Annotated in this window: 21 protein-coding genes; 12 read left to right on the forward strand and 9 right to left on the reverse strand. The window is 63.2% G+C overall.

Annotation, left to right across the window (positions count from 1 at the left end; all coding sequences use genetic code 11):
- Positions 1-6 precede the first annotated feature (6 nt).
- Both AC1RQ5_RS06100 and AC1RQ5_RS06105 read right to left on the reverse strand, forming a co-directional pair.
- On the reverse strand, positions 7-2,280 hold the full coding sequence (locus tag AC1RQ5_RS06100; RefSeq protein WP_493197645.1) for a TonB-dependent siderophore receptor: 2,274 nt from the start codon (positions 2,278-2,280) through the stop codon (positions 7-9).
- 205 nt (positions 2,281-2,485) lie between these two features.
- Complete coding sequence (locus AC1RQ5_RS06105) at positions 2,486-3,556, reverse strand: AbrB family transcriptional regulator (protein WP_493197647.1); 1,071 nt, start codon at positions 3,554-3,556, stop codon at positions 2,486-2,488.
- A gap of 223 nt (positions 3,557-3,779) precedes the next feature.
- Between AC1RQ5_RS06105 and AC1RQ5_RS06110 the strand changes: the two genes are divergently transcribed.
- The 5 genes from AC1RQ5_RS06110 to AC1RQ5_RS06130 all read left to right on the forward strand — a co-directional run bounded on the left by AC1RQ5_RS06110 (position 3,780) and on the right by AC1RQ5_RS06130 (position 7,039).
- Positions 3,780-4,262, forward strand: a complete 483-nt coding sequence (locus AC1RQ5_RS06110) for a hypothetical protein (protein WP_493197649.1) — start codon at positions 3,780-3,782, stop codon at positions 4,260-4,262.
- 80 nt (positions 4,263-4,342) lie between these two features.
- Entirely contained in the window at positions 4,343-4,729 is a 387-nt protein-coding gene (locus AC1RQ5_RS06115) for a CidA/LrgA family protein (protein ID WP_493197651.1), read from the forward strand.
- Positions 4,726-5,448 (forward strand): LrgB family protein, encoded by a 723-nt coding sequence (locus tag AC1RQ5_RS06120; RefSeq protein ID WP_398475039.1) that lies wholly within the window; start codon positions 4,726-4,728, stop codon positions 5,446-5,448. Before AC1RQ5_RS06115 ends, AC1RQ5_RS06120 begins: the two co-directional genes overlap by 4 nt.
- 106 nt (positions 5,449-5,554) lie before the next feature.
- Positions 5,555-6,334, forward strand: coding sequence for a sulfite exporter TauE/SafE family protein (locus AC1RQ5_RS06125; RefSeq protein ID WP_398475037.1), 780 nt, complete (start codon positions 5,555-5,557; stop codon positions 6,332-6,334).
- A 33-nt stretch (positions 6,335-6,367) separates the two neighbouring features.
- Positions 6,368-7,039, forward strand: a complete 672-nt coding sequence (locus AC1RQ5_RS06130; RefSeq protein ID WP_493197653.1) for a DsbA family protein — start codon at positions 6,368-6,370, stop codon at positions 7,037-7,039.
- A 96-nt stretch (positions 7,040-7,135) separates the two neighbouring features.
- Here the strand turns inward: AC1RQ5_RS06130 and AC1RQ5_RS06135 are convergent, their stop codons facing one another.
- Entirely contained in the window at positions 7,136-7,351 is a 216-nt protein-coding gene (locus AC1RQ5_RS06135) for a hypothetical protein (protein WP_398475033.1), read from the reverse strand.
- 244 nt (positions 7,352-7,595) lie between these two features.
- On the opposite strand from AC1RQ5_RS06135, the gene AC1RQ5_RS06140 reads away from it, so the two are divergent.
- Together AC1RQ5_RS06140 and AC1RQ5_RS06145 are read left to right on the forward strand one after the other, a co-directional pair.
- Positions 7,596-8,246 (forward strand): DNA-3-methyladenine glycosylase family protein, encoded by a 651-nt coding sequence (locus tag AC1RQ5_RS06140; RefSeq protein WP_493197654.1) that lies wholly within the window; start codon positions 7,596-7,598, stop codon positions 8,244-8,246.
- A gap of 93 nt (positions 8,247-8,339) precedes the next feature.
- On the forward strand, positions 8,340-9,434 hold the full coding sequence (locus AC1RQ5_RS06145) for a DUF2855 family protein (protein WP_493197656.1): 1,095 nt from the start codon (positions 8,340-8,342) through the stop codon (positions 9,432-9,434).
- 7 nt (positions 9,435-9,441) lie between these two features.
- On the opposite strand, the gene AC1RQ5_RS06150 is transcribed toward AC1RQ5_RS06145, so the two are convergent.
- The gene (locus tag AC1RQ5_RS06150) at positions 9,442-11,196 is read right to left on the reverse strand and encodes a chloride channel protein (protein ID WP_398475027.1); all 1,755 of its coding nucleotides are present in this window, start codon (positions 11,194-11,196) and stop codon (positions 9,442-9,444) included.
- Between the two features lie 225 nt (positions 11,197-11,421).
- On the opposite strand from AC1RQ5_RS06150, the gene AC1RQ5_RS06155 reads away from it, so the two are divergent.
- Both AC1RQ5_RS06155 and AC1RQ5_RS06160 read left to right on the forward strand, forming a co-directional pair.
- A complete protein-coding gene (locus tag AC1RQ5_RS06155) occupies positions 11,422-11,979 on the forward strand; it encodes an HNH endonuclease (protein ID WP_398475025.1) in 558 nt (185 codons plus the stop codon).
- A gap of 304 nt (positions 11,980-12,283) precedes the next feature.
- On the forward strand, positions 12,284-14,428 hold the full coding sequence (locus AC1RQ5_RS06160; RefSeq protein WP_493197658.1) for a hypothetical protein: 2,145 nt from the start codon (positions 12,284-12,286) through the stop codon (positions 14,426-14,428).
- Between the two features lie 51 nt (positions 14,429-14,479).
- Here the strand turns inward: AC1RQ5_RS06160 and AC1RQ5_RS06165 are convergent, their stop codons facing one another.
- Complete coding sequence (locus AC1RQ5_RS06165; protein WP_493197660.1) at positions 14,480-15,907, reverse strand: outer membrane beta-barrel protein; 1,428 nt, start codon at positions 15,905-15,907, stop codon at positions 14,480-14,482.
- 209 nt (positions 15,908-16,116) lie between these two features.
- On the opposite strand from AC1RQ5_RS06165, the gene AC1RQ5_RS06170 reads away from it, so the two are divergent.
- The 3 genes from AC1RQ5_RS06170 to AC1RQ5_RS06180 all read left to right on the forward strand — a co-directional run bounded on the left by AC1RQ5_RS06170 (position 16,117) and on the right by AC1RQ5_RS06180 (position 18,744).
- The gene (locus AC1RQ5_RS06170) at positions 16,117-17,184 is read left to right on the forward strand and encodes a carboxylesterase family protein (protein ID WP_493197662.1); all 1,068 of its coding nucleotides are present in this window, start codon (positions 16,117-16,119) and stop codon (positions 17,182-17,184) included.
- 89 nt (positions 17,185-17,273) lie between these two features.
- Positions 17,274-18,245 carry a S1C family serine protease gene (locus AC1RQ5_RS06175; protein WP_398475017.1) on the forward strand — a complete coding sequence of 324 codons (972 nt, stop codon included), beginning with the start codon at positions 17,274-17,276 and terminating at the stop codon, positions 18,243-18,245.
- A gap of 283 nt (positions 18,246-18,528) precedes the next feature.
- Complete coding sequence (locus AC1RQ5_RS06180) at positions 18,529-18,744, forward strand: hypothetical protein (protein ID WP_398475015.1); 216 nt, start codon at positions 18,529-18,531, stop codon at positions 18,742-18,744.
- 51 nt (positions 18,745-18,795) lie between these two features.
- Here the strand turns inward: AC1RQ5_RS06180 and AC1RQ5_RS06185 are convergent, their stop codons facing one another.
- The 4 genes from AC1RQ5_RS06185 to AC1RQ5_RS06200 all read right to left on the reverse strand — a co-directional run bounded on the left by AC1RQ5_RS06185 (position 18,796) and on the right by AC1RQ5_RS06200 (position 23,517).
- Positions 18,796-19,755: a DUF1775 domain-containing protein gene (locus AC1RQ5_RS06185; protein ID WP_493197664.1), complete on the reverse strand. Its 960-nt coding sequence runs from the start codon at positions 19,753-19,755 to the stop codon at positions 18,796-18,798.
- A gap of 44 nt (positions 19,756-19,799) precedes the next feature.
- Positions 19,800-21,983 carry a TonB-dependent receptor family protein gene (locus tag AC1RQ5_RS06190; protein ID WP_493197666.1) on the reverse strand — a complete coding sequence of 728 codons (2,184 nt, stop codon included), beginning with the start codon at positions 21,981-21,983 and terminating at the stop codon, positions 19,800-19,802.
- Positions 21,984-22,053: 70 nt separating this feature from the next.
- Entirely contained in the window at positions 22,054-22,434 is a 381-nt protein-coding gene (locus AC1RQ5_RS06195; protein WP_493197667.1) for a DUF2946 family protein, read from the reverse strand.
- Positions 22,435-22,629: 195 nt separating this feature from the next.
- Positions 22,630-23,517, reverse strand: coding sequence for a cation diffusion facilitator family transporter (locus AC1RQ5_RS06200; protein ID WP_398475006.1), 888 nt, complete (start codon positions 23,515-23,517; stop codon positions 22,630-22,632).
- Positions 23,518-23,873: the final 356 nt, after the last annotated feature.

Genomic DNA, 23,873 nt, shown 5'->3' on the forward strand with positions numbered 1-23,873 from the left:
CTTGGCTTACCAGCGATAGCGCAGCGTGCCGATCACCGTGCGTCCCTGGCTGAGATAGCAATACCCGGCATTGCAGACAGCAACCTGCTCGTCGGCAACATTGTTGGCATTGATCGACGCCTGGTAGCCCGCAAACTTCGGCCCCAGCTTGGCGAAATCGTAACGCGCCGCCAGATCGAACAGCGTATAGCCGCTATTGCGTGAGGTGTTGTCGTTCGTGGTCCAGGTCGAGTCGACGAAGCGGACACCGGCGCCGAGACCGAGGCCTTCGAGCGGGCCGTTCAGGAAGGTGTAGTTGATCCAGCTCGATGCCATGTTCTTCGGCGTCACCGCCGGCGTCTTGCCGAGTTCCGAAGCGATGGTCGTCTGGGTGATTTGCGCGTCGGAATAGGTGTAGGTCGTGACCGTCTCGAGCTCCGGCGTGATGCGCGCACGGCCTTCGAACTCGAAGCCCTGAACGCGGATCTCGCCCACCGACGCGTAGTATTGGACGCCGTTGAAGACGCCGGCCAGCTTGGCGGCGTTCTTCTCCTTGAGGTCATAGACCGATGCGGTGAGCAGCACGTCCGGCTGCGGCTGATACTTGATGCCGCCTTCGATCTGCTCGCCCTCGGCAGGTGCCAGCAGGGTGTTGTTGATGCCGAGATTGGTGACGGGCTGGAACGAGGTGGCATAGCTCACATAGGGTGCGATGCCGTTGTCGAAGTGATAGAGCAGGCCGGCGCTGTAGGTGAATGCGCTATCGCTTTGCTGGCCGGTGACGGCGCCTGTCAGGGCGTTGCTTTGTGTGCGATCAGCCCAGTCCTGGCGGCCGCTGATCGACAGGTGCCAGTTTCCGAGGCGCATCTGGTCCTGCAGATAGACACCCACCTGGTCCTGCTTGGTACGCGTGTCGGACGCATAGGCGGGGGTCGTGCCGGTCAGGCCGTAGACCGGGTTGAGAATGTTGAGGGCATAGCTCGGATCCACGCTGCCGAAGCCTAGCTTGAAGTTATACGTATTCTGGTCGTAGTTCACGCCGAACAGGGTCTTGTGAACGATCGGGCCGGTGGTGAAATCCGCCTGCAAGGTATTGTCGGTCTGGATGCTGTGCTGGTCGTCGCCGATCGAAACCGCATAGCGGTCGAAGGTCGTCGCGGTGGGGGTCGCAAAGCTGCCGGCGAGATAGCGGGTCTCCGCATGCAGCGTGTTGAAGCGCGTGTGCTGGCGGAACGTGAAGACGTCGTTGAGATGATGCTCCAGCTTGTAGCCGACCTGGGCCTGCTCGACGCGCATATAGTCGTATTTCGGATCGCTGGTGCGCAGCTTCACCGTCTCGCCATTGATCTTCAGCAACGCATTGTCGCGATTGATCATCGCCACGCTGCCGTCGGTCTCGTCCTTCTGCACCAGCGCATAGGCGGTGAAGGTGGTGTCGAGATTCGGTCGCCAGGTGATCGAGGGGGCGAGCATCAGACGCTGGTCGGCGATATCGTAATTGGTGTCGCCGCCGCGGCCGAGGCCGACCAGGCGGAACAGCAGCGACTTGTCTGGATTGGCGCCGCCGACATCGAACGCGGTTTGCATGCGGCCATAGGTGCCGGCCTGCAGATGGATTTCGTTGACCTGGTTGTCGACAGGCAGTTTGGAGCGGCGATCGATGAGGCCGCCGGGCACCGACTGACCGTAGAGCACGGCAGCCGGCCCCTTGATCACCTCGATGCTGCTCAACTGGAATGGCTCGGTGCGATAGGCCGCGAAGCTGCTGGCGTGCTGGCGCAGTCCGTCGCGGTAGTCGCCGAAAGTGACGGCCGGAAAGCCGCGCAGCATGATCGAATCGAAGCGCGGATCGAAGCCGAAGGTGCCGGTGGCGACGCCCGCGGTGTAACGCACGGCTTCGACGACATTGCTGACGCCGCGATCATCGAGCTCCTTTCGATCGATCACGCTGATCGAGCGTGGCGTATCGATCAAAGGGGTATCGGTCTTCGATCCCGAACTCGCGGTGCCGGCCACATAACCGTAATTGCCGGCATAGGCGCGCTCATTGATGGAGGGGACGGGTGCAGGCTGAACTGCGGCGGGACGCGCGGCAGCGCGTCGGGTTGCACGCGTGGCCGTGCGCGAGGACGTGGTCGTGGTGTTGCGTGCACGCTGCTGCGGCTTGGGTGCATCGACGGTGACGGCGGGCAGGGTCGACTGCGCTGATGCCTGTTGCGGAAGGTCGATCGCCAAAGCGATGAGGCTGACCGTACAAAGCAGCGTCGCCTGCTTGGTGGCTTTTCCGATGGCGAGATTCATGACCGTTCCTTAATGCGAGTCTGGATCTCGGAGCGTCTAGCTGGATCGATTTGGTATCGCGACACCGCGGGCCATGGAATTGGTCTAAGCTGCATTGTGAGGGCGATATTTCGCCGACGGCGTTGCGCATTTCACACAGCGAGCTGTGGATGGCGCCGCGATCATGTCGCGATGTGTCTGCGGCCGCCGTGATCAGGCGACTGACCTAGTCGTCGATGTCGTCCTGTGCCTTGCCGAACAGATGCACGATGCCGGGTGTGACGATCGACACATAGATGAAACGCGACAGATGATGCGCGCCGACGAAGATCGGATCGATGTGTAGTGTCAGCGCCAAGGCCAGCATGGCGTCCATCGCACCCGGCGCGAAAGCGACCACGACATCGCTGAGTTTCACATTGGTTGTCAGTGCAATGATGGTCACGAACACTGCCGAGATGACGATGGCGACCGAGAACGATCCAAGCGCAGCCCAGACATGGCTGAGGATCGTGCGCGGCGAGATCTTTCCGAAGCGCGAACCGATCAGGGTGCCGATGCCGACCAGCGCCGCGATATAGGCCCATTGCGGCAGCGTGCCATGGATGGCGCCGGTGCCGTGCAGCACCGACGACGCCATCATCGCGCCGAACATCCAGCTGGCCGGGAACCGGATCCACTTCATGACCAGCGAAACGACGACGGCCGCTGCGGCGAGTTCGAGCAAAGCCAGCGGTGTCGCCTCCGGTCCCCGCGACGGCAGCGGGCCGTGCCCCATCAGCCCGGTGGCGGCGAGCAGCATCGGCACCATGCCGGTGAGGATGATGACGCGAAAAATCTGCACCACGGCGATGCCCGCCACGTCGGCATTGCGCTCGGTGGCCAGCATGATGATCTGCGACAGCGCGCCGGGGCTGCCCGCCAGCAGCGCCGACGTGCGATCCCAGCCGTGGACGCGCTGCAGATAGATGCTGCTGCCGAAGGTGGCGCAGAACGTCGCCAGCGCCAGCAATGCGATGGTCACCGGATAGGCGGCGAGATTATGCACCATCTCCGGCGACACCATCGAGCCCAGCGACAGGCCCAGCGTCATCAGGATCACATGGGCAAGCGGTTGCGGCAGGCCGACGGGACGGCCGCCAATGCCATAGGCGGCGACCGCCACCATGGCGCCGGAGATCAGCCCGCCCGGCAACTCTGCCCAATAGAACAGCGCACCGCCGATCGTGCCGACGATCAGCGTTTCGATGGTGGTGCGGATCTGGAGGAGGCTGGGAAAAGCGATGTGCGGGGACATTCGGCGGCGGCTCGAGGAATTCGCTTTATGGCAAAGTCCGTGGCTGACGACAAATGCAACTCGGTCTACCTGTCCTTCGCCCGGCGCGGCGGCTGAACGGGACGTGAATGAACTACACTTGACTGTCACGATAAAATTTTCGCCGGACACCGCGATGTCATTGCGATGGGCAGCCGCTGGGCTAGGATAGTTCCGTCATTCTCGTATCCAGGGAGAACACGACATGACCAAACACACCGCAATTGCCAGTGCCTTCGTAATATGCGGAATGGCGCTGTTGGCTTCGCCGGCCAGCGCGCTCACCGCCGCAGAATGCAGTGCAAAATATCAGGCGGCGAAGACCGCCGGCACGCTCAATGGCCAGAAATGGAATGACTTCCGCAAGGCCGAATGCGGCGCTACGGCCGCGGCCGCACCACCTGCCACGACAGCGGCTGCGGCTCCAGCCGAAGCCAAACCGGCAGCCGCGCCCAAGGTTGCTGCAGCTCCGGCAGCGGCACCCGCCGCTCCGTCCGGCCCGGCGACTTTCCCCACGGCGATCGATCCGAAATACGCCAAGGAGACCGCCGGCAAGCAGCGGCTGCACACTTGCGTGGACCAGTACAACGCCAACAAGACCGGCAATGCCAATGGCGGCCTGAAGTGGATCCAGAAGGGCGGCGGCTATTACAGCGAATGCACCAAGCGCCTGAAGGGCGCCGCGTAATCAGACCTGCTGTGCAGCTCGGCTGATCGACATATTCCGCTCCGCGGGCGATAACGCCTCGTTACCCCCGCGGAGCCATCATGATTGCCAGTCTTTGTCTGATCCTGCTGTGCCAGCTCGCCGGCGAGATCGTCGTGCGCAGTCTGGCCTGGCCGATCCCCGGTCCCGTTTTCGGGATGCTGCTGCTGTTCACCCTGTTGCTGCTGCGCGACCGTGCGGCTCTGTTCGCGATCGGCCCGCTGCAAGGCGGCGGCGTCGAGACGGCGTCGAAGGGGTTGCTCGCGCATCTGTCGCTGATGTTCATTCCCGCGGGCGTCGGCGTGGTGCAGCGTCTCGATCTGCTCGCCGAACATGGCGCCGCCATCGCGGGCGTGCTGGTGATCTCCGTCGTCATCACGCTGCTGGTCACCGTCGGCACGTTTCTGGTCATCAGCCGGATGATGACGCGGGGCCGGCAGGCGTCATGACCGGCAATCCGTTCGCGCTCTGGGTTTATCTCTCCCAGCAACCGCTGCTGTGGCTGACGGTGACGTTGTTCGTCTATGCCTCGGCGGACGCGCTATCGCTGGCGACAGGCCGGCATCCCTTCGCCAATCCCGTCTTCCACTCCATGTGGATACTCGCCGTCTTCCTGCTGCTGACGGGCACGTCCTACACCACCTATTTCAGCGGAGCGCAATTCGTCCATTTCCTGCTCGGCCCGGCTACGGTGGCGCTGGCTGTCCCGCTTTATGAGAACCGCAAGACGGTGCTGGCCGCCATCGTGCCGATGCTCGGGGCGCTGGTGGTCGGCTGTATCACCGCCATCGTCTCGGTGGTGGCGCTGGCGAAGGCGTTCGGCCTGCCCGACAAGATCACGCTGTCGCTGGCGCCGAAATCGGTCACTGCCGGCGTGGCCATGGGCATCAGCGAATCCCTTGGCGCCGATGCATCGCTGACGGCCGTCTCCGTGGTGCTCACCGGCATCATGGGCGCCATCATCGTCACGCCGATGATGAACCGGATGCGCATCACCGATTATCGTGCCCGCGGCTTTGCGGTGGGCCTTGCCTCGCATGGCATCGGCGTTGCACGGGCGTTTCAGGTCGATGCCATGGCCGGGGTGTTCGCCGGCATCGCCATGAGCCTGAATGCGCTCGTCACCTCGCTGCTGGTGCCGATTGCGGTCACGCTGCTGGTGCGTTGAGCGCACACGAAAATTCACAAACCGCTGAACCATGCGCTTCCCTGCATGGAGGTGCGGGAAAAACGCCACTAAGGTCGCGGCCGTAGCAATCGCGAATCGGCGGATCATGATCACGGTGATGCAAGGCGTGCTGGGGCTGGGCTCCGGTGCACTGGTGGGGTTTTCACTCGGCCTCGTCGGTGGCGGCGGGTCGATCCTCGCCGTGCCGTTGATGGTCTATGTGGTCGGCGTCAACAATCCGCATGTGGCCATCGGCACCAGCGCCATCGCGGTCGCTGCCAATGCGGCGATCAATCTCGGCAATCACGCACGCGGTGGCAATGTGCATTGGTCCTGCGCGCTGGTGTTTGCGGGAGCGGGCATCGTCGGTGCGCTCGGCGGCTCCATCCTCGGCAAGCAGATGGACGGGCAGAACCTGCTGGCGTGGTTCGCCGTGCTGATGCTGATGATCGCGCTTCTGATGCTGAAGACCCGGTCGCGCCTCGGCGAACATCGCGTGGCGATCAGCTCGGCCAATACGCCGGCGCTGCTGGGGCTTGGGCTGGTGACCGGCACCTTGTCCGGCTTTTTCGGCATCGGCGGCGGCTTCCTGATCGTGCCGGCCCTGATGCTGGCGACTGGTATGTCGATCATGAGCGCGATTTCGTCGTCCCTCGTGGCCGTCACCGCCTTTGGCCTCACGACGGCGCTGAGTTATGCGTGGTCGGGGCTGATTTCCTGGACGCTGGCGCTGGTGTTCATCATCGGCGGCATCGTCGGCGGGCTGGCCGGAACCGCAACGGCGCGGTCGCTGTCGGTCCGGCGCGGGGCGCTGAACGTCGTTTTTGCGATTATCATTATCCTCGTGGCGCTCTATATGTTGGCCCGCAATATCTATGTGACGTGACGATTGGCGCATGATGCGTCTGCGGAGAACATCATGAGCCACCGTAACTTCCCCACGTTCCAGCCGACGCGCCGGGCCGCGCTTGGCCTGTTTGGCGGCGCCATGCTGCTTGGCGCCAATGGTCGTGCCATGGCGGCAGCGGGCGCCGATGAGGACGACGAAGTTCTCAAGGAATCCCTGGTGCTGCGCGATCCCGATATTCCGGCCTCGGGCAATCCCAAGGGCGATGTCACCATCATCGAATATTTCGACTATCAGTGCCCGTATTGCCGCAAGCTGGCGCCGGATCTTCGCGCCGTGGTGAAAGAAGACGGCAATGTCCGGCTCGTCTCGAAAGACTGGGCGATCCTCGGACCGGTCTCGGTCTATTCCGCCGGCCTCGTGCTGGCCACGCGCTACCAGAACAAGTTCATCGAGGCGCAGGACGCGCTGATCAGCCTCAACACCAAGCTGACCGAACAGGTCGCGCGCGACACGCTGGCCAAGGCCGGCATCGATATCGATCGCATGCTGGCGGATCTGGCGACCAACAAGGACACCATCGCCGCCAAGCTCAAGCAGATCGACAAGCAGGCGACCGCGTTCGGTTTCCGCGGCACGCCATCCTTCATCGTCGGCAAATTCCGTATTCCCGGCCCGATCAGCAAGGAGCATTTCAAGCTCGCGATCGCCGATGCGCGCAAGGCGGCGGCCGAGAAGAAGTAACAAAGAAAAACGCTCCCGTTCGAAAACGGGAGCGTTTTTGAAAGCCGGCTTTAACCGGTCTGATTGATCCCTCTTACGTTTCCTCCGCAGCCCGGCCTACGACTTCATCTGTGCCGTCAGCTTGGCCCAGTCTTCCTTGGTCCGCGTCTTCAGGGCTTCCCAATTGGTCTGGGCCACATCCCAGTTCACGATGGTGCGACGCTCCTGCGCGGTCTGGCCATTGGCCACCGTCGACGTTGCCATCGAGTCGTGCATATAGACGCCAATGCCCAGGATCAGCGCACCCAAGATCATTCCGAACAACGTCCGCATGACAAAAATCTCCATTGAGCCCCGACAACGCGGTGGGAAAGGCTTTGGTTCCGCGGGAGGCAGCCACATACTCCACCCCTCATCCTGAGGAGCGGCCTTCGGCCGCGTCTCGAAGGATGGCAGCGCGCTCCGAGCCAGGCAGCTCATGGTTCGAGACGCGCGTAAGAACGCGCTCCTCACCATGAGGGACGGAGAACGGGTGGGATTGATCTCGGACTGTCCTCATGATGATCCTTCAATCACCATGACCATCCATCTCTCCGATCAATCCGTTCTTGAAGACGCCATCCGGCAATTGGTGAATGACGATCCGCGCCTGAAGCCGATCCTCGCCAAGTCCGGCATGCCGGCGCTGCGCCAGCGCGCGCCGGGTTTTGAGGGACTGGCGCAGATCGTCTGCGGGCAGCAGGTCTCCGTCGCCGCTGCGACTGCCATCTGGGGACGGGTGTCGGCCGCCTATGTGCCGTTCGATCATCACGCGATCCGCAAGGCGCGCACCGATCGGCTCGGCCGGCTCGGTTTGTCCGCGGCAAAGATCAAGACCCTGAAGGCGATCGCCAGAGAGTTGGTCGATGCGCGCCTCAATCTCGATGTGCTCGCGGAAGAAGACGCCGATGCCGCGCATAACACGCTCATCGCGCTGCACGGCATCGGGCCGTGGACGGCGGATGTGTATCTCCTCTTCTGCCTCGGCCATGGCGATGCCTGGCCGGCCGGCGATGTCGCCTTGCAGGAAGCGATCAAGGTCGGCCTCGGACTGCAGGAACGCCCGACCGTCAAGCAAATGGCGTCGCTCGCCGAACCCTGGCGTCCGCTGCGTGGCGCAGCCGCGCATCTGTGGTGGGCCTATTATCACGCGATCAAGAAGCGCGAGGGCGTGATCGCGGGCGCATGAAACGCGGTTTGAAACGAACGTCGTTTTAAACACTGCGCCTGTCGCAAAACGGACATCGCCTGTGGTGAGACTTCTCGCAAAGAGGAGCCAGGGATGGACACGATCAAGCAATTCAATGTCAGCAAAGCCGATCTTGCGACAACATCGCTGATGGAAGCGCCGCTGCCATCGCGCGGCACGTTGCCAGAAGATGGGCTGTTGGTGAAAGTCGATCGCTTCGCTTTCACCGCCAACAATATCACTTACGCCATGCTCGGCGATGCCATGAAATACTGGCAGCTGTTTCCTGCGCCGGATGGCTTCGGCAATATCCCGGTCTGGGGCTTTGGCGAGGTCGTCGCCTCGAAACATCCGCAAATGGAGGAAGGAGAACGCCTGTTCGGCTATTTCCCGATGGCGACGCATCTGGTGATCGAGGCCGCGGATGTCAGCAAACGTGGTCTGCGCGATCGTGCCGTGCATCGGCAAAACGTCGCGCCTGTTTACAATGTCTATGCGCGCGTGAGCGACAATCCTGCCTTCACAGGTCGGAATGGCGACTACCAGGCGCTGCTGCGCGCGCTGTTCATGTTGTCCTTCCTCGTCGATGATTATCTGGCAGAGGCGGAGTTCTTCGGCGCCAGGCAAGTGATCCTGTCGAGCGCCTCCAGCAAAACGGCGTTCGGTCTTGCGCATCTGCTGCACAGCAAGCGTCAACCGGTCCGTGTTATCGGTCTGACGTCGCCGGGCAATGCCGACTTCACGGCCTCGCTTGGCCGCTACCACGAGGTCGTGCCCTATGATCGCATCGACACTCTGCCGCAGGAACAGGTGACGGCCTTTGTCGATATGGCCGGCAATGCCGATCTGAGTGGACGGCTGCATCGGCATTTCGGCGATCGTCTCGTCTATAGCGGCCGTGTCGGCATGACCCATCAGGACATGACCGACGCCGGCGATCTTCCCGGTGCAAAACCATCATGGTTCTTCGCGCCGGATCAGATCCGCAAGCGCGCCAAGGAGTGGGGCCCCGGCGGCATCGACCAGCGTTTTGGCGCGGCCTGGGCCGGCTTCGTGCCGATGCTCGAGACATCCCTGACCATCGTCGAGGGATTTGGCGTGGACGCCGTCGAGCGGATCTATCGCGAAACGCTGGCCGGGCGAGTCTCGCCAAGCGAGGGCCATATGCTGTCGCTGTTCGCGCGCTGATACGCGCTCACATTTCGCCGAGGGCTTCGCGCCGTCGCTGTTCGGATTCTTCCGCATAGCGGCGCGTGGCGTGTGCTTCCGACAGCGTGCCGACCACGCGATGGCTCTCGGCTTCGACAACTGCGAGCGATTCCGCTTCGTTGCCTTCGAACACCACCATGGCGTCGCGGATGTTCATTTCGGGATGCAGCACCACGTTGCGGCAATGCAGCAGGCTGTCGAGCCGGAAGGCGGCGACGTCAGGCGAATGCGCCTCCGGTACGTTGGCGAGGCCGACATAGCTGCCTTCAGAATCCACGACGACGACTTGGTTCTTCGATCCCAGTGGAAATTTCGCGCGGAATTCATCGAGCGGCATGGTGGATTCCACCATGGAAATATCCGGCCGCATCAGGCGCTGCACGGTGAGATCGCGGATCCAACCGATATCAGCGGCGGAACGTATGGTCTCGCCGCGCAGATGCAGGCGCCAGGTGGCGAAGGAATAGCCGAACAATTCGCGGGTGATCTGCGTGGAGATGATCACGGCCACCAGCACAGCTGTCGTGAGCCAGAGATTGCCGGTGGATTCCAGCGCGATGAAGCTCATGGTCAGCGGGCCGCCGATCACCGAGGCCGAGAGGGCGCTCATGCCGATGATCGTATAGATGTTCGGATCGAGATTGAGCTCCGGCCACAGGATGTTCAGGCCGGTGGCGAACAGATGGCCGCCCAGCGCGCCGATGAACAGCGAGGCGAAGAACAGGCCGCCGCGAAATCCGGTGCCCAGCGAGATGATCGAGGCAATGGTTTTCAGGATCATCACGAAGGCGACCAGCGCGATCGGATAGGCCGTCATGCCGCCGAAATGCAGCGCGCCATGGCCGGATGCCATCACCTGGGGTGTCAGCAGCGCCAGCGCGCCGACGCCAAGCCCGCCGAGCGCCGGGCGCAAAGGCGGCCACAGCTTGATCTTGGCGAGGAGCCATTCGCACCAGGTGACCACGCGCATGATGCCGATGCCATAGGTCGCCGCGCAGATGCCGAGCAAAGCGGCGACGGCGAGGTCCTGCCCCTGCACATCGCCGAATCGGCCGGCGACGACGCCAAGCGTCAGCGGCGAGAAGGAGTGCGCCACGAAATAGCCGGTCACGGCGGCAACGCCCACCGGCATCAGGCTGGCGGAACTGTAGGCGCCGATCACCAGTTCGAAGGCGTAGAAGGCACCCGCGAGAGGCGCGCCAAAGGCGCCGGCAATGGCGGCAGCGGCACCGCAGCCCACCAGCACGCGCTGGTCCGCCCGGCGCAGATGAAACGCGCGGCCGATGGAGGCGCCGAGCCCGCTGGCGAGCTGGGTGTAACCGGCCTCCAGCCCCACCGAGGCACCGACACCGCTCGACCATACCGTCTGCAGCGAGACGATGATGCTGCCGCGAAACGACATGCGGCCGCCATACAGCGCATTGGCCTCGATCGGATCGATCTCGCGCGCCGGCCGCCAGCGCATCAGCAGCAAAAAGGCGATGCCGAGCACCAGTCCGCCAAGGGTGGGAACCAGAAGAGCCCGGACCGGATCGATCCAGTACTGGCTCGACAGCCGCTGGCCCCATTCCAGATTGAACAAAAGGGCGTGCAGCACGCTCACCATGGCGCTCATGGCCGCCACCACGAGGCCCCCGATCACGCCGATCATCGCCGCCAGCAGCGCTAGGCTGGTTTCATGCGCGCGGACAAAGACGCGCAGCCATTGTGGGGCCTCAAGATATCGTGACGAAGTGACCATCAGGCAGCGTCCGGACGTGGCAAGCCTCGAGCAAGGCACGCGTCCCGCGCCTAGCGGCAGCCCTCTCGTGAGGCCACCCGATGTAGCGGAAAAAGCCGGGATTGCGGCATGCTTTTGCGGAGGGGATAGACCAGAGCTATGCCCTTCACAACCCTGTCACGCTGCCTGTAGTATGTGAAACACAGGCTGCTTCGCGCAGTCGAATTGTGGAGTCAGGAGCGTTACTTGAACGCACATGTCTCGCAAGGCGGCTGGCCGGTTCTTGTACTCAATGCGGACTTCCGGCCGCTGAGCTATTATCCTTTATCGCTTTGGTCGTGGCAGGACGCGGTCAAGGCGGTGTTTCTCGACCGTGTGAATATCGTAGCGCTCTACGATCACGCGGTACGAAGCCCGTCGGCCGATTTTCAGCTGCCCAGTGTGGTGTCGTTGAAGTCGTTCGTGAAGCCGACGACTCATCCTGCCTTCACGCGCTTCAATGTGTTCCTGCGCGATCGCTTCTCTTGCCAGTATTGCAACTCGCGCGATGATCTCACTTTCGATCACATCATCCCGCGCTCCAAGGGCGGCCAGACGACTTGGGAGAATGTCGTCGCAGCCTGCTCGCCGTGCAATCTGCGGAAAGGCAACCTGACCACGCACCAGGCCGGGATGTTCCCGCGCCAGACCGCCTTCGCGCCCACGGTGCATCAACTGCATCGCAACGGCCGGCTGTTTCCGCCGAACTATCTGCATGAAAGCTGGCTGGATTATCTCTATTGGGATACGGAGCTGGATCCGTAGCAGCGTGATGCGTTGCCATCTACCGATATGCGCTACGCTGTCTACTTCGAATCGAAGTCTTTGCGCGAATACGCATCTACCGAATAACTGATGCAGAAGATCTTGCGCATGCGTTTGTCGCAAAAATGGAAGCGCGCAGCTAACTACCAGTCCACATCGACTTGTCTTTGTGTGGTAAATAATCGCCATAAGTAACGAAGCATTGATACCGATTGTCGGTGATCTCTTCGCGTTAGGAACGTCGATAATCTCGCGCGCTTTAATCCGCCTGTCGCACTCATGCGATCGGGTTCGGAGCAAGGCCATGCGGTCCAGCATTCATAACATTCATCGCGCATTTTTCGCAGGCGTGGCCCTGGCGGCGCTCGGCGCAGCGACAGGCGCGAGCGCGCAAGGCATTCGCCTGCCGTCGATCGGCATCAATGCCGGGAGCCTTGGCGTCAATGTCGGCAGCGTGGGTGTCGGGCCGGGTGGTGTGAGTGTCGGCTCGACCGGCGTGGCCGTCGGCGGCGCCAATGTTGGTGTCGGCAGTGTTGGCGTCGGTGCGGGCGGTGTCAGTGTCGGTGGTGTCGGCGTCAATGCGGGCAGTGTCGGTGTGGGTGTTGGCAATGTCGGCGTGGGTGCGGGCGGCGTTGGTGTCGGTGGCGTGGGCGCGAATGTCGGCAGCGTGGGCGTTGGTGTCGGCAATGTCGGTGTCGGTGCTTCTGGCATCGGTGTCAGCGGTGTGGCGGTCCAGGCTGGCAGTCTCGGCGCCGGCGTCGGCGGCAGCGGAGTCGATGCAACGGGTGTTCGCGTCGGCGCAGGTCCGGTCAGCAGCGGCAGCGGATTTGGCGGCGGTGCCGGTTTCTTTTCGGGCGGCGCCCAGATGGGCGATGGCGGCGGAGCCCGGCCGCAAACGGGTCTCTATGCAGGCGAATCGATCTATCTCAGTCCACGCCAGGCACGCGCGGCAGCGCGCGCGGCGCGTGCGGCCGAGATCTCGGTGGGGCGATCGCGCACGACCAGCGCCCGCGGCGAACGTCCGCTCGTCGGGGCCAATGCGCTGAGCGCAGGTTCCACCACGCGCGGCCGTCTCGCCAATGTCAATGTCCTGAACCGTAACGGCAGCAAGGCAGCGCCGGAGGGCAGTCGCGCGCCGCTGGCCGCAGTCAATGTCGGCAATGCGGCGCCGGGATCGCGGGGATCGCTCGCGACAGTGAATGCGCTCAACGGTCAACGGGCCTCTTCGGGAGCTGGTGGGCAAAGCGCTGTTACCGCCAATGTACTGAACGCAAAACCTGGTCCGTCAGGCGGGCTTGCCACGGTGAACGCGCTGAATGGCGCGGGCACACCATCTGCCGGCACGGGCAGCGGTAGCGCCGTGACGGCCAATGTTCTGAATGCGACCCCGGGTCCGTCGGGAGGTGTGGCAACGGTGAACGCATTGAATGGCGCAGGCACCGGATCTGGCACACCATCCGCCGGCACGGGCGGCAGCAGAAGTGCCATCACGGCCAATGTGTTGAACGCGACACCTGGCCCGTCCGGCGGGATTGCGACGGTGAATGCGCTGAATGGGGCGGGCGCTGGCACGCCGTCCACGAGCGCAGGCAGCAGCAGCGGAGCAGTCGCCGCCAATGTCCTGAACGCAACGCCCGGTCCATCCGGTGGACTCGCCACGGTGAACGCCTTGAATGGTGCCGGGGCGAGCACCCCATCGACGGGGACCGGCAGCGGCACGGGATCGCGCAGTCTCGTCTCGGCCAGCGTGCTGAATGCAACGCCGGGATCATCGGGCGGTCTGGCAAGCGTCAATGCGCTGAACGGCGCGGCGCCGGCTGCCGGCTCGCCATCGGGCGGGCCAAGTGGCGATGGCGGAGCGCTCGCGGCGAATGTGCTGAATGCCGGATCTGGCCCGTCGGGGACGCTCGGCACCGTCAATATCGGCAATGGCAATGCGGGCGGTGGAACGACGTCGGGAACACCGGCGTCGGGCGGCGGCGTGGCTGCCAATGTGCTGAATGCGGGCTCTGGTCCGTCCGGTACGTTGGCGACGTTGAATATTCTCAATGGCGGCGGAGGTGGAGGCAGCAATCCACCGGGCGGCAATCCTCCCGGGGGCAATCCTCCGGGTGGGAATCCGCCGGGCAGCAACCCTCCTGGCACCAATCCGCCCGGTAACAATCCGCCCGGCGGTTCGCCGGGCGATGGTGGCCCGACCGCCGGTGGTCCGGGCAACGGAGGCAACAACGTCGCGAACAATAACGGAAATGGTGGCGGCGGCGGTGGTGGCAGCATCGCCATCGGCGGCTTCACCTCGCTGATCGCCGGTGACGGCAACAGTGATGCCGCCGCCAATCGCTGTGTCGCCATCCTGCGCGAGCCGGCCCTTTATCGCCGCAGCATTCTCACCCAGTGTCGCAAGCTGGTTGATCGCATCCGCGGCAAACAGGCCGCATCGACGCGCTGAATAGACAACTGCGCGAGAAGGCCGCTGTCGAGCGGCCTTCTCTTTGCGCGATCAGAACTTGCCGTTCGCCGAGACCAGATACAGGTTGCGATAGTAAGACAGCGCACCGACGCCTGCAGACCAGCCGCCGGTCGGGTCGTAGTTCACGCGGCGATAGTCGAAGCCGAAGCTCAACTGGTCGGTCGGGAAATATTTCACCGAGGCGAGCGGGCTGACCGTGCGATCGATGCGTCCGCCTGCGGCTGTGCCGAGATATTCATCCACCACGAACGACGCGCCGGCACCGACGACGAGATTGGGCATCAGCCTGTAATCCAGCCTCCCGCTCACCGACGACTGGATCGCGCTGACGCAGGATGCGCCCGACGAGCACGCCGCTGCATTGACGCCGAGCGTCGTCGGGCCGATCACGCCGAGACTGAGCGCGGATTCCTTCGCCTCGCGCCGGCCTTCGATGGTGCCGGTGAGTTGGTCGGTGAACAGGAAAGCCAGCGACGCGCCATAGGTCCAGCTCGAGATGTTCTGGAAGCTGATGCCGCTATAGGCCTGGCTCATATAGCCGGCCCAGACCTCGCCTTTGATCCGCGCATTCGGCCCCTGCTCGAACAGCACGCCGCCGACCGTGCGATACCCGGTCGAATCGAAGATGCCGACCTTCCAGTCGCGCCGATTGCCCGCAGCCTCCATGAACACGCTGGTCTGCGGTGCCACGACATAGCCGAGCCGGCCATTGACGACGCTGATGACGCCCTCGGCATAGCTGAGGTCGATATTGATGTCGCCGATGGTCGGATCCTTATAGGCCACCGCAGAGCCGGCGACCCCGACCGATGTCCACCAGCGATCAAAACGCTTGTTGAGCGCGAGCGAGCCCGCGCCTTGGTCATAAGCGATCGGCGCATCGAATGCGGTGCTGAGCAGAAAGCCGCCGGGCCCGACGATCTCCGACGTGCCACGTTCGAGATGGCCGCGAATGTAGCGGGCATTGCCGATCACCTGCGTGTCACTGTCAGGCATGACAGTAAACGTGCCGCCGACCGAGCCGTTCAGCTGGTCTTCGGAATTGTATTTCACGTAGCGCCGCCCTTCGACATAGCCATCGATGCCGACGCCATAGCCGCTGCCTTGCTTGACCCAGGAGAACTCCGGACGCCCGATGAAAACAGTATCGGAAAATCGCTGGGTCCGTCCCGCAAACACGTTGTCGTCATACATGGTCGCTGCTGTGACTCCGAGCCGCAGCGTGCCGTCGGCGAAGTCGTGTCCCTTATAGGGCGCCGTCGCTGCTGGTGTGGCGATCACCGTGCCATCGAATGGCCGCGATGCGGCGCTCGGCTGCATGTTGGGTTGCTGGCGGCCTTGTCCGGCAATGCTGCTGTCGCTGCCGCGCAGGCCGAGTGCAGCGGAATTGTCGATGCTTTGTGCGAGCGCGGGGGTGACGACCACGGCCAACGACAACACGAACAAGGCCGAACGCATGACTGATACTCCACGCCGCTGCGCTGCGGCTGCCGCGTCATCCGCCAGGCGCCGCAGCAGTACTCACTGATGCGAGCACCAGAAAACAGAATCAAAGCCAATGAAGCCTTTCGCCAGTTTGCGAATAATTTTATGGATCGATCAGAATTCGCTCGCAGGCGTGCGCAACTACCTATGCCAAGCGACAAGCGACCGGACCGGAGGAAATGATGAGCGACAGAATGGTCGATGACATCGTGGCTGTGCTGCCGCCATTGCTGCAGGGGCTGGAAGCACTGCAATTCGTCGCGCGCAATCTGCATCCGCCGGCTTTCGATGCCGTGATGGAAGCCGTCGGCCAGCCCGAGCTCGCGCTGCAAGCGGCGCGCGAAAATCTCGGCGCATGGCCGGAAGACTTTGCTGAGCTGCGCCATCATCTCGATGCGGCAAGTGATGCAGTTCTCGCCGGCGTCGCAGGCCTTCGCATCGCGCAGCAACCCGGCGGCGATATCACGACGGTGTTCCGGGCGCTGCGCCATGCACCGCGCGCGCAGGAGGCGCTCTATGCGACGGTGGCGCGGTTGCCGCCGGTCAGCAGCTTCTTTCTTCCGGCGGAGCTACGCGAGGATGTTGCTTTGGCCGAGCGGCTGGCCCAGCCGGCCGCGGAAGGCACCGGCGTCATTCATGGCGGCGAGCCCGGTGCGCGCGGCAGCTTCGCGCTTTATGTGCCTGAAACCTACACGCCCGATCGCGCCTGGCCGCTGGTGGTCGCGCTGCATGGTGGCAGCGGCAATGGCCGCGCGTTTCTCTGGAGCTGGCTCGCCGATGCCCGCGCCCGCGGCGCGATCCTGATTGCGCCGACGGCCGTCGGCAACACATGGGCGCTAATGGGCGACGATCCCGACACGCCCAATATTACGCGCGTCCTCGACATCGTACAGTCGCGCTACAATATCGATACCTCGCGCCAACTCCTCACCGGCATGAGCGATGGCGGCACCTTCTGCCATGTCAGCGGCCTGCGCGCTGATTCGCCCTTCACGCATCTCGCCCCGGTCTCCGCGACCTTTCATCCCCTCATGGCGCAGTTCGCCGATGCCGATCGCCTGCGCGGCCTGCCGATCCATCTCACCCACGGGCGTCTGGATTGGATGTTTCCGGTGCAGACTGCACGCGACGCGCGAGATGCGCTCACCGTGGCGGGCGCAAATGTCACCTATCGCGAGCTCGACGATCTCAGCCACTGCTATCCGCGCGAGATCAATTCCGTGCTGCTCGATTGGCTGGATGGTGGTTAGACTGTGATTCGGGTCCAGCGCCGGACTTTTGCATCGCCGATCGGTTCCTATATGCTCGCAAGGCGGGCGATACGGACGAGGAGATTTGGATGCCGTCATTGACCGAATGGAAAGTGCCGCAGGGCGTGCAGCCGCGCGCGGAGGATTTCGGTTTCGATCTCGATCGCGCGCTCGATGCGGTGGTCGGCCTCCATTGCATCATTCCCGAAGATGCCTTCACGGCGGAAACGCTGGGCACCGAGCGCGCCGGCAACGGCGTGCTGATCGATGACGGTCTCATCCTCACCATCGGCTATCTGATTACCGAAGCCGAGACCATCTGGGTTCATCTCGGCGATGGCAATGTCGTGCCGGGCACCGTGCTTGGCGTCGATCAGGAATCCGGTTTCGGCCTGGTCCAGGTGCTTGGCGATATCGATGTCGCCCCCCTCAAGCTCGGCAGTTCCAGCGCGGCGAAATTCGGCGATCGGGTCCTGATCGGCGGCGCCGGCGGGCGGACCCGCTCGGTCGCAGGCAAGATCGCCGCGGTGCAGGAATTTGCCGGCTATTGGGAATATCTCATCGACGACGCCTTCTTTACGCATCCGGCGCATCCGAACTGGGGCGGTGCGGCACTCATCGATAGCAAGGGTGAATTGATCGGCATCGGCTCTCTGCAGATCGAGCGCGAGCATGCCGGGCAGAACGAGCATCTCAACATGATCGTGCCCATCGATTTGCTGAAGCCGGTGCTGGAAGACCTCCGCAAATTCGGCCGCGTCAACAAGCCGCCACGGCCATGGCTGGGGCTCTATGCAGCCGAGGTCGAGGACAAGGTGGTGGTGGTCGGCATTGCCAAGAGGGGCCCGGCGGCACGCGCCGAGCTCAGGACGGGCGACGTCATCCTCGCCGTCAATGGTGAAGAGGTTCGTGACTCCGCCGAATTTTACCGCGCGCTGTGGGATCTCGGCACGGCCGGCTGCGACGTCCCGCTCACGCTCTATCGGGGCGGTGATACCTTCGATGTGGAACTCGTCTCGACCGATCGTGTCCGAATGTTAAAGGCGCCGCGGCTACATTGAGGCTGGCAGGGGGCTGTTCGAAAGTGACCGATCAGCCTTTTGTTGTGTAGCTAATTGATCGGATTTCGTGCAGCATCGGTGCCATCGACGGCCGTTCGCGTGGCGGATGAAGCGATTGTGACTGCACTGCAGTTAGCTATCGTTGCAAGCTATCGAGAAAAGACAAATAGTTTGAAACAGACGTGCCTGTGATTCGTATTTGAGTCCGCGTTCTTGAATTTCGCAACGAGCTATTTCGTCTTCATGGTCGCCGGAAGAGCGCCATGCTCTATAGAGGTCTAAGATGTCGCATCGTCGGCACGGCAATGACAATATCCGCACCAGCCATCTCAAATGCGATCGCTGCCGCACGCGTATCAAGCTCAAGGCGATCGATCAGTTCGACGGCTTCGAGACGCGTTCGTTCTCATGCGATCATTGCGGTGCTGTCAAACTTGTCCGCGTCGACCAGCCATTGCCGCTATGGCAGCAGCGAGTCGGCGATCACACCAGCTGCTGACCGGCATCAGTCGATCGGGACCGCGCTGCCGCGATCCCGATCAGCACGCGATTAGTGTGCGTGACCTCCGCCCGCCGGGGGCGATGCACCGACCGCGTTGACGTCGAGATCGATATCGACCTTCCCCGCCTTTTCGAATTGCAGCTGCGCCTTCACCTTGTCGCCTTTGGTGAACGGCTTCTTCAGGTCCATCAGCATCAGGTGATAGCCGCCGGGCTCCAGCTTCACGGTGGCGCCGGGCTTGATCTCCAACCCGTCATTGAGCGGGCGCATGCGCATCACGCCATCGGTCACGCTCATCTCATGCACCTCGATGCGGCTGCCGCCGGCGAACGAGCCGCCAAGGAGCTTGTCGCTCGTCTTGCCGTTATTGGTGATGGTGAGATAGCCGCCCGCCACCTTGGCGGCTGGCGGCGTCGCGCGCGTCCATGGCACAGAGATCATCAGGTCGCCCGCATGCACCATGCCGGCCATTTGCGCCATCGCATCCTTCGGCGACGCGGCGGCAAGGCGCACCGCGGGCGCCGGTGATTTCAGGCTGTGCGAATCCTGCCCTGCGGCCGGGATCTGCGCCCAGTCCTCCGAGCCGTTCTCGCAGGTCTGGAGCGTCGGCAGATAGAGCGGCGCATCGGCTTTCAGCGATGCCGGCAGATAGGCCGAGAACACGAACTCGTCATAGAAATCGTTGTCGAGCTTGCCTGTCCACGAAATCTGCTTGATTCCTTCGGACGCCTTCTTGCCATGCATGAAGTCGTAGCTCTGTGCATACGGCCCCTTCTTGGTCTCGATCAGCCAGCCCGGCTTCGGCATCGGCTTCACCGCGATCATCCCTTCGGGGATCTGCACGGTGATCTTGGTCGTCGGCGAGGCGCCGCAGCCATGCGGCACGGCGAGCACAGCGCGATAGGAACCGCCGACGGTGGCCGTACCGCTCTGCACGAAGACATGAGCGGAGGCGGGCATGGCGGCCGTGCCGAGTGCAGCAACGAGCAACAGCGAGTGATTGATCATGGAATGTCCTTTCGCGAATGGCAGTCTAGCGTGAATCGTCATGGTCACCACCTCGCTTTGATGCCGGCATAGATGGCGCGGCCGGTGCCGGGTTCAAACAATGTCGCGTTTGCCGTCGCCTGGTTGATGATGCTGGCCGAGGCGATGTAGCGGGTATCGAGAATGTTGCGCGCCTCGATATAGCCGGAATAAGTGCCGCCATTGTCGACGCCGGCTTTCAGGCCGAGCAGCGCGTAAGGCTCGGTCTTCAGCGTGTTGGCGCTGTCGACATAATAGGATTCCGGCACCCATTCGACATTAGGGCCGAGATAGAAACCATTGGCATGCTTGTAGAGCAGCTCTGCCCGCAGATAGTGCCGCGGCGCGCCCGGCAGCACGTTGTTGCCGTAGATCGCATCATTGTCGAAGCGGAAGTCGTTCAGCGTATAGGCCATGTTGAGCCACAGCCGGTCCGGCTGCGGCCCCGCATCGAACATGCCCTTCAGCACCGCGATGCCGAGACCGGCCTCGATGCCCTGATGGATCGTGCGGTCGGCATTCGAGACGTTGCAGCTGCCATTCGAACTATACAGGCACTGTAATTCGTCGGAGATATTGGCGCGGTAGCCGGTGAGTTCCCAGGTGAGGTCGGGACGCCGGCCGCGGGTGCCGATCTCATAGGTCGTCGCGCGCTGCGGGCGGATGCTGGTGAAGGGAATAACCGGATTGCCGGTACCGGAGACGCTTTCACCGAAACTCGGCAATTCGGCACTACGCGAGACATTCGCATAGGCCTGCCAGGTCGGATCGATATTCCACAACACGCCGCCCTTCGGGCTCCACAGGTTGAACTCCGTTTCGCCGGAGCCGGTGCCCAGCAACATCTCCCGCTTGCGCGTGGCATAGAGGAACTGCGTGCCGCCGATCAGCGCGACATTCGGCAGCACATAGAACGAGTTCTCGGCATAGACGGAAGTGTTCTCCGAACGGTCGATCGACGAATAAGTGAGCGCGCCACGCTGCCCGGCCAGATTGACATACTGCTTGTTGTCGATGCGGCCGTTGATGAGGTTGACGCCAGCGACGAACACGTTGCGATAGCCGCCGATCTCGCGATCGTCGGTGGCGCGCGCGAAGCCGCCATAGTCCTGATAGCTGTAGTCGAGATAGGCGAAGATCGGATGCATCAAATGCCGGTCGACGCCGAACACGCCGATATCGATAGTGGTGTTGTCGAGCCGGATCGTCGTCTTGTTGGCAAGGCGCACGGTATCGATATTGCGCTGGTAGTCGTTGGTCAGGTTGCCCGCTGCGGCTGTCTGCGGCGAATTCAGTGCGGAGGTCTTGCTCACCGAACCGGGGATGCGCTGCTGCACGGTGTTGGCGTTGAGATAGAAGCGGGTCTCGAAATCCGGCGAGAACTGGTAGCCGACATTGCCGCTCACGCGGGTGGCATTGCCATAGCTGTGATCACGATAGCCGTCCGACGATTGGGTCGATGCGGTGATGAAACCATCCCATTGCCCGTTGGCACCGCCCGTCGATGCCTGCAGGCGGCGGAAACCGAACGCGCCCATGTCGAGCGAGACGGCGTTCAGCCAGGGATCACGCCCGGTCGGCGTCACGAAATTGATGGCGCCGCCCAGCGAATTGGCGCCAAAGCGCAGCGCGTTGCCGCCCTTGAACACCTCGACATATTTATAGGCGGTGGGGTCGATCTCCTGGAAATCGCCGTAGCCGTCGGCGGTGTTGATCGGGATACCGTCCATATAGAGCTGCACGCCGCGCAGATGGGTGTTGCGCGACAGTCCGGAGCCGCGGATCGACAGACGGGTGTCATCGCCCCATTTCGGCTGCGCGATCACGCCGGGCACGTAATCGAGGATATCCTTGATGGTGTTCGACGGCGTCGAATTCTTCCATTGATCCGCGGTCACCAGCGCAACGCCACCCGGAGTCTGCTGGATCTGGCGCAGCGCCTGTTGCGCGGTGAGCACCGTCAGGGAGCCCGGCACAGCGGCAGCGCTGGCTGCCGGCGTTGCGACAGGCGCGGCGATGCTGCGTGCCGCGCGGGCATTGGGCGTGGTCTGGCGCGGCTTGCGTGGGGTCGCGCGCTGTTGTGCGGGCGCGTCAACAGTGACTGCGGGCAGCGACGTGAACGGGGCCGATTGGGCCGACACCACGCTCGGCAAGAGCGTGGCCGCGGATGCGAGTATGGCGCCGCGCAGCCGCATGGAAACGGAGTGCATGAGGTGAAACTCCACCGGAATTGAACTGAGCACGCAGGCGCAATGCGCTGCGTTAGGCGTCGTAGGGACGTCAGCTCAGCTGCGGCGGTGCGCGGGCCCGGTGGTCGGAAGTTGCCTGTTTGGCGACGACGCGCGCATCAGGCGTGGCAATCGGCGCGATCGCAATCGCGACGCGCGAGACGGAGATAATTGCGACAGAGGGCGGCGCGCCCGGCGCGTGGGTGCCCACGCAGATCGGGCAATGCACCGCCGGCGCAGTGGTCTTGCCGCTGCCGTCCGGCGTGGCGGCGAGATCGGGATGCGTGAGACACAGCTCGAGAGCCGCAGCCTGCGCCGCTGGCGGGATCGACGCCAGCACGAGGCTCGACAGCACCACATTGAGCACAAGCGCGTAGACCGCGGCCAAAGAAGCCACGGCGCCGAACCAGCCTTTGCGCGATCCATATGTCACGGGTGCAATCCTCACCCCATGGTTAGCATGAGGGAGGGAACTGTCAAAGGTGGTGGATCAAACGCGGCCGAGAATGCGTCCCTCATGGTGAGGAGGCACGGCAGCGCCGTCTCGAACCATGAGATGGCTTGGCTCCGAGCTTGTGGCCATCCTTCGAGACGCCGCTGCGCGGCTCCTCAGGATGAGGGCGGAATGTCACAGCACCACGATCCCGGAATGCTTCGCCTTGTCATCCGGCTCCACATGGATGGTGATCAGCGCCTCGCCGATCTCGGCACGGATCGCCTGTTCCAGATTGTCGCAGATGTCGTGGGCGGCGCTCACGGTGGTGGATCCTGCCACCACGAGGTGGAAATCGATAAAGGTCATGCTGCCGGCACGGCGGGTGCGCAGATCATGCGCCTCGATGGCGCCGACCGCATGGGCCGAAATGGTCTGCTTGATGGTGGCCAGCATCGCCGGCTCCAACGCTTCGTCCATCAATCCGCTGAGCGATTCCTTCATCAGCCCCCAGCCCGCCCACAGGATGTTGAGCGCCACGAGGGCCGCGAGGATCGGATCAAGCACCGCGATGCCCGAGAGTGCCGCGACGGCAACACCGGCCAGCACGCCGAGCGAGGACACCACATCGGTCATGAGATGGCGGCCATCGGCGATCAGCGCCGGTGAGCGCCGCGCCCGGCCGCGATTGATGAGCAGCGAGGCCCAGCTCAGATTGATCACGGTGGCCACGCCATTGATGGCGAGCCCGAGCCACGGCGTATCGAGCTGGCGCGGCGCGAGATAGGAGAAATAAGCCTCGCGCAAAATGAGGATCGCCGCGAGCACGATCAGTACGCCTTCGAGCACGGCCGAGAAATACTCGGCCTTGTGGTGCCCGTAGGGATGTTCGTCGTCGGCCGGTTTCGCGCTCAGGCTGATCGCCAGATAGGCGACGATCGCCGTCACCACATTGACGATGCTCTCGATCGCATCCGACAGCAGCGCCACGCTGCCGGTGAGATGATAGGCCCAGTATTTCAAACCGAGCACGATCAAGCCAATAGCAATGCTGCCTTGCGCAAGATTGCGAACGCTTGTCATGTGAAAGTCTCGTTGTGATTGGAAGTGCGGCGGCGGCGCGGCTGTCCTCTAGACTGCGCGCCGGGTTGATGCAAGTCATGACAAGCAGCTGCAAGTGCCTCGCATTATGATGCGCAAGACAGAAGTGTAGTAGCCGTAGGATGGGTTGAGCGGAGGCGCGGCAGCGCCGGAGCGACAACCCATCTGCGGAGGTTGCGGCGGGCGATGGTCTGCATGGGTTTTCGCTCCGCTCAACCCATCCTACGGCTGCGCATTGATGACGTTCGCTCGCGTCATCCGACCCCCTGTCTCCATTCACAGCCTGAGATCGCCCCGCCTCTGTGGCGCTCTCGTCACAGCCATCCGCAAAATGGCCC

The sequence above is a fragment of the Tardiphaga sp. GW821-FHT12E02 genome, from assembly GCF_058807155.1.

Coding starts and splice junctions, on each gene's coding strand:
- AC1RQ5_RS06100 (WP_493197645.1), bottom strand. CDS start 2,280: ATGAATCTCGCCATCGGAAAAGCCACCAAGCAGGCGACGCTGCTTTGT.
- AC1RQ5_RS06105 (WP_493197647.1), bottom strand. CDS start 3,556: ATGTCCCCGCACATCGCTTTTCCCAGCCTCCTCCAGATCCGCACCACC.
- AC1RQ5_RS06110 (WP_493197649.1), top strand. CDS start 3,780: ATGACCAAACACACCGCAATTGCCAGTGCCTTCGTAATATGCGGAATG.
- AC1RQ5_RS06115 (WP_493197651.1), top strand. CDS start 4,343: ATGATTGCCAGTCTTTGTCTGATCCTGCTGTGCCAGCTCGCCGGCGAG.
- AC1RQ5_RS06120 (WP_398475039.1), top strand. CDS start 4,726: ATGACCGGCAATCCGTTCGCGCTCTGGGTTTATCTCTCCCAGCAACCG.
- AC1RQ5_RS06125 (WP_398475037.1), top strand. CDS start 5,555: ATGATCACGGTGATGCAAGGCGTGCTGGGGCTGGGCTCCGGTGCACTG.
- AC1RQ5_RS06130 (WP_493197653.1), top strand. CDS start 6,368: ATGAGCCACCGTAACTTCCCCACGTTCCAGCCGACGCGCCGGGCCGCG.
- AC1RQ5_RS06135 (WP_398475033.1), bottom strand. CDS start 7,351: ATGCGGACGTTGTTCGGAATGATCTTGGGTGCGCTGATCCTGGGCATT.
- AC1RQ5_RS06140 (WP_493197654.1), top strand. CDS start 7,596: ATGACCATCCATCTCTCCGATCAATCCGTTCTTGAAGACGCCATCCGG.
- AC1RQ5_RS06145 (WP_493197656.1), top strand. CDS start 8,340: ATGGACACGATCAAGCAATTCAATGTCAGCAAAGCCGATCTTGCGACA.
- AC1RQ5_RS06150 (WP_398475027.1), bottom strand. CDS start 11,196: ATGGTCACTTCGTCACGATATCTTGAGGCCCCACAATGGCTGCGCGTC.
- AC1RQ5_RS06160 (WP_493197658.1), top strand. CDS start 12,284: ATGCGGTCCAGCATTCATAACATTCATCGCGCATTTTTCGCAGGCGTG.
- AC1RQ5_RS06165 (WP_493197660.1), bottom strand. CDS start 15,907: ATGCGTTCGGCCTTGTTCGTGTTGTCGTTGGCCGTGGTCGTCACCCCC.
- AC1RQ5_RS06170 (WP_493197662.1), top strand. CDS start 16,117: ATGAGCGACAGAATGGTCGATGACATCGTGGCTGTGCTGCCGCCATTG.
- AC1RQ5_RS06175 (WP_398475017.1), top strand. CDS start 17,274: ATGCCGTCATTGACCGAATGGAAAGTGCCGCAGGGCGTGCAGCCGCGC.
- AC1RQ5_RS06180 (WP_398475015.1), top strand. CDS start 18,529: ATGTCGCATCGTCGGCACGGCAATGACAATATCCGCACCAGCCATCTC.
- AC1RQ5_RS06185 (WP_493197664.1), bottom strand. CDS start 19,755: ATGATCAATCACTCGCTGTTGCTCGTTGCTGCACTCGGCACGGCCGCC.
- AC1RQ5_RS06190 (WP_493197666.1), bottom strand. CDS start 21,983: ATGCACTCCGTTTCCATGCGGCTGCGCGGCGCCATACTCGCATCCGCG.
- AC1RQ5_RS06200 (WP_398475006.1), bottom strand. CDS start 23,517: ATGACAAGCGTTCGCAATCTTGCGCAAGGCAGCATTGCTATTGGCTTG.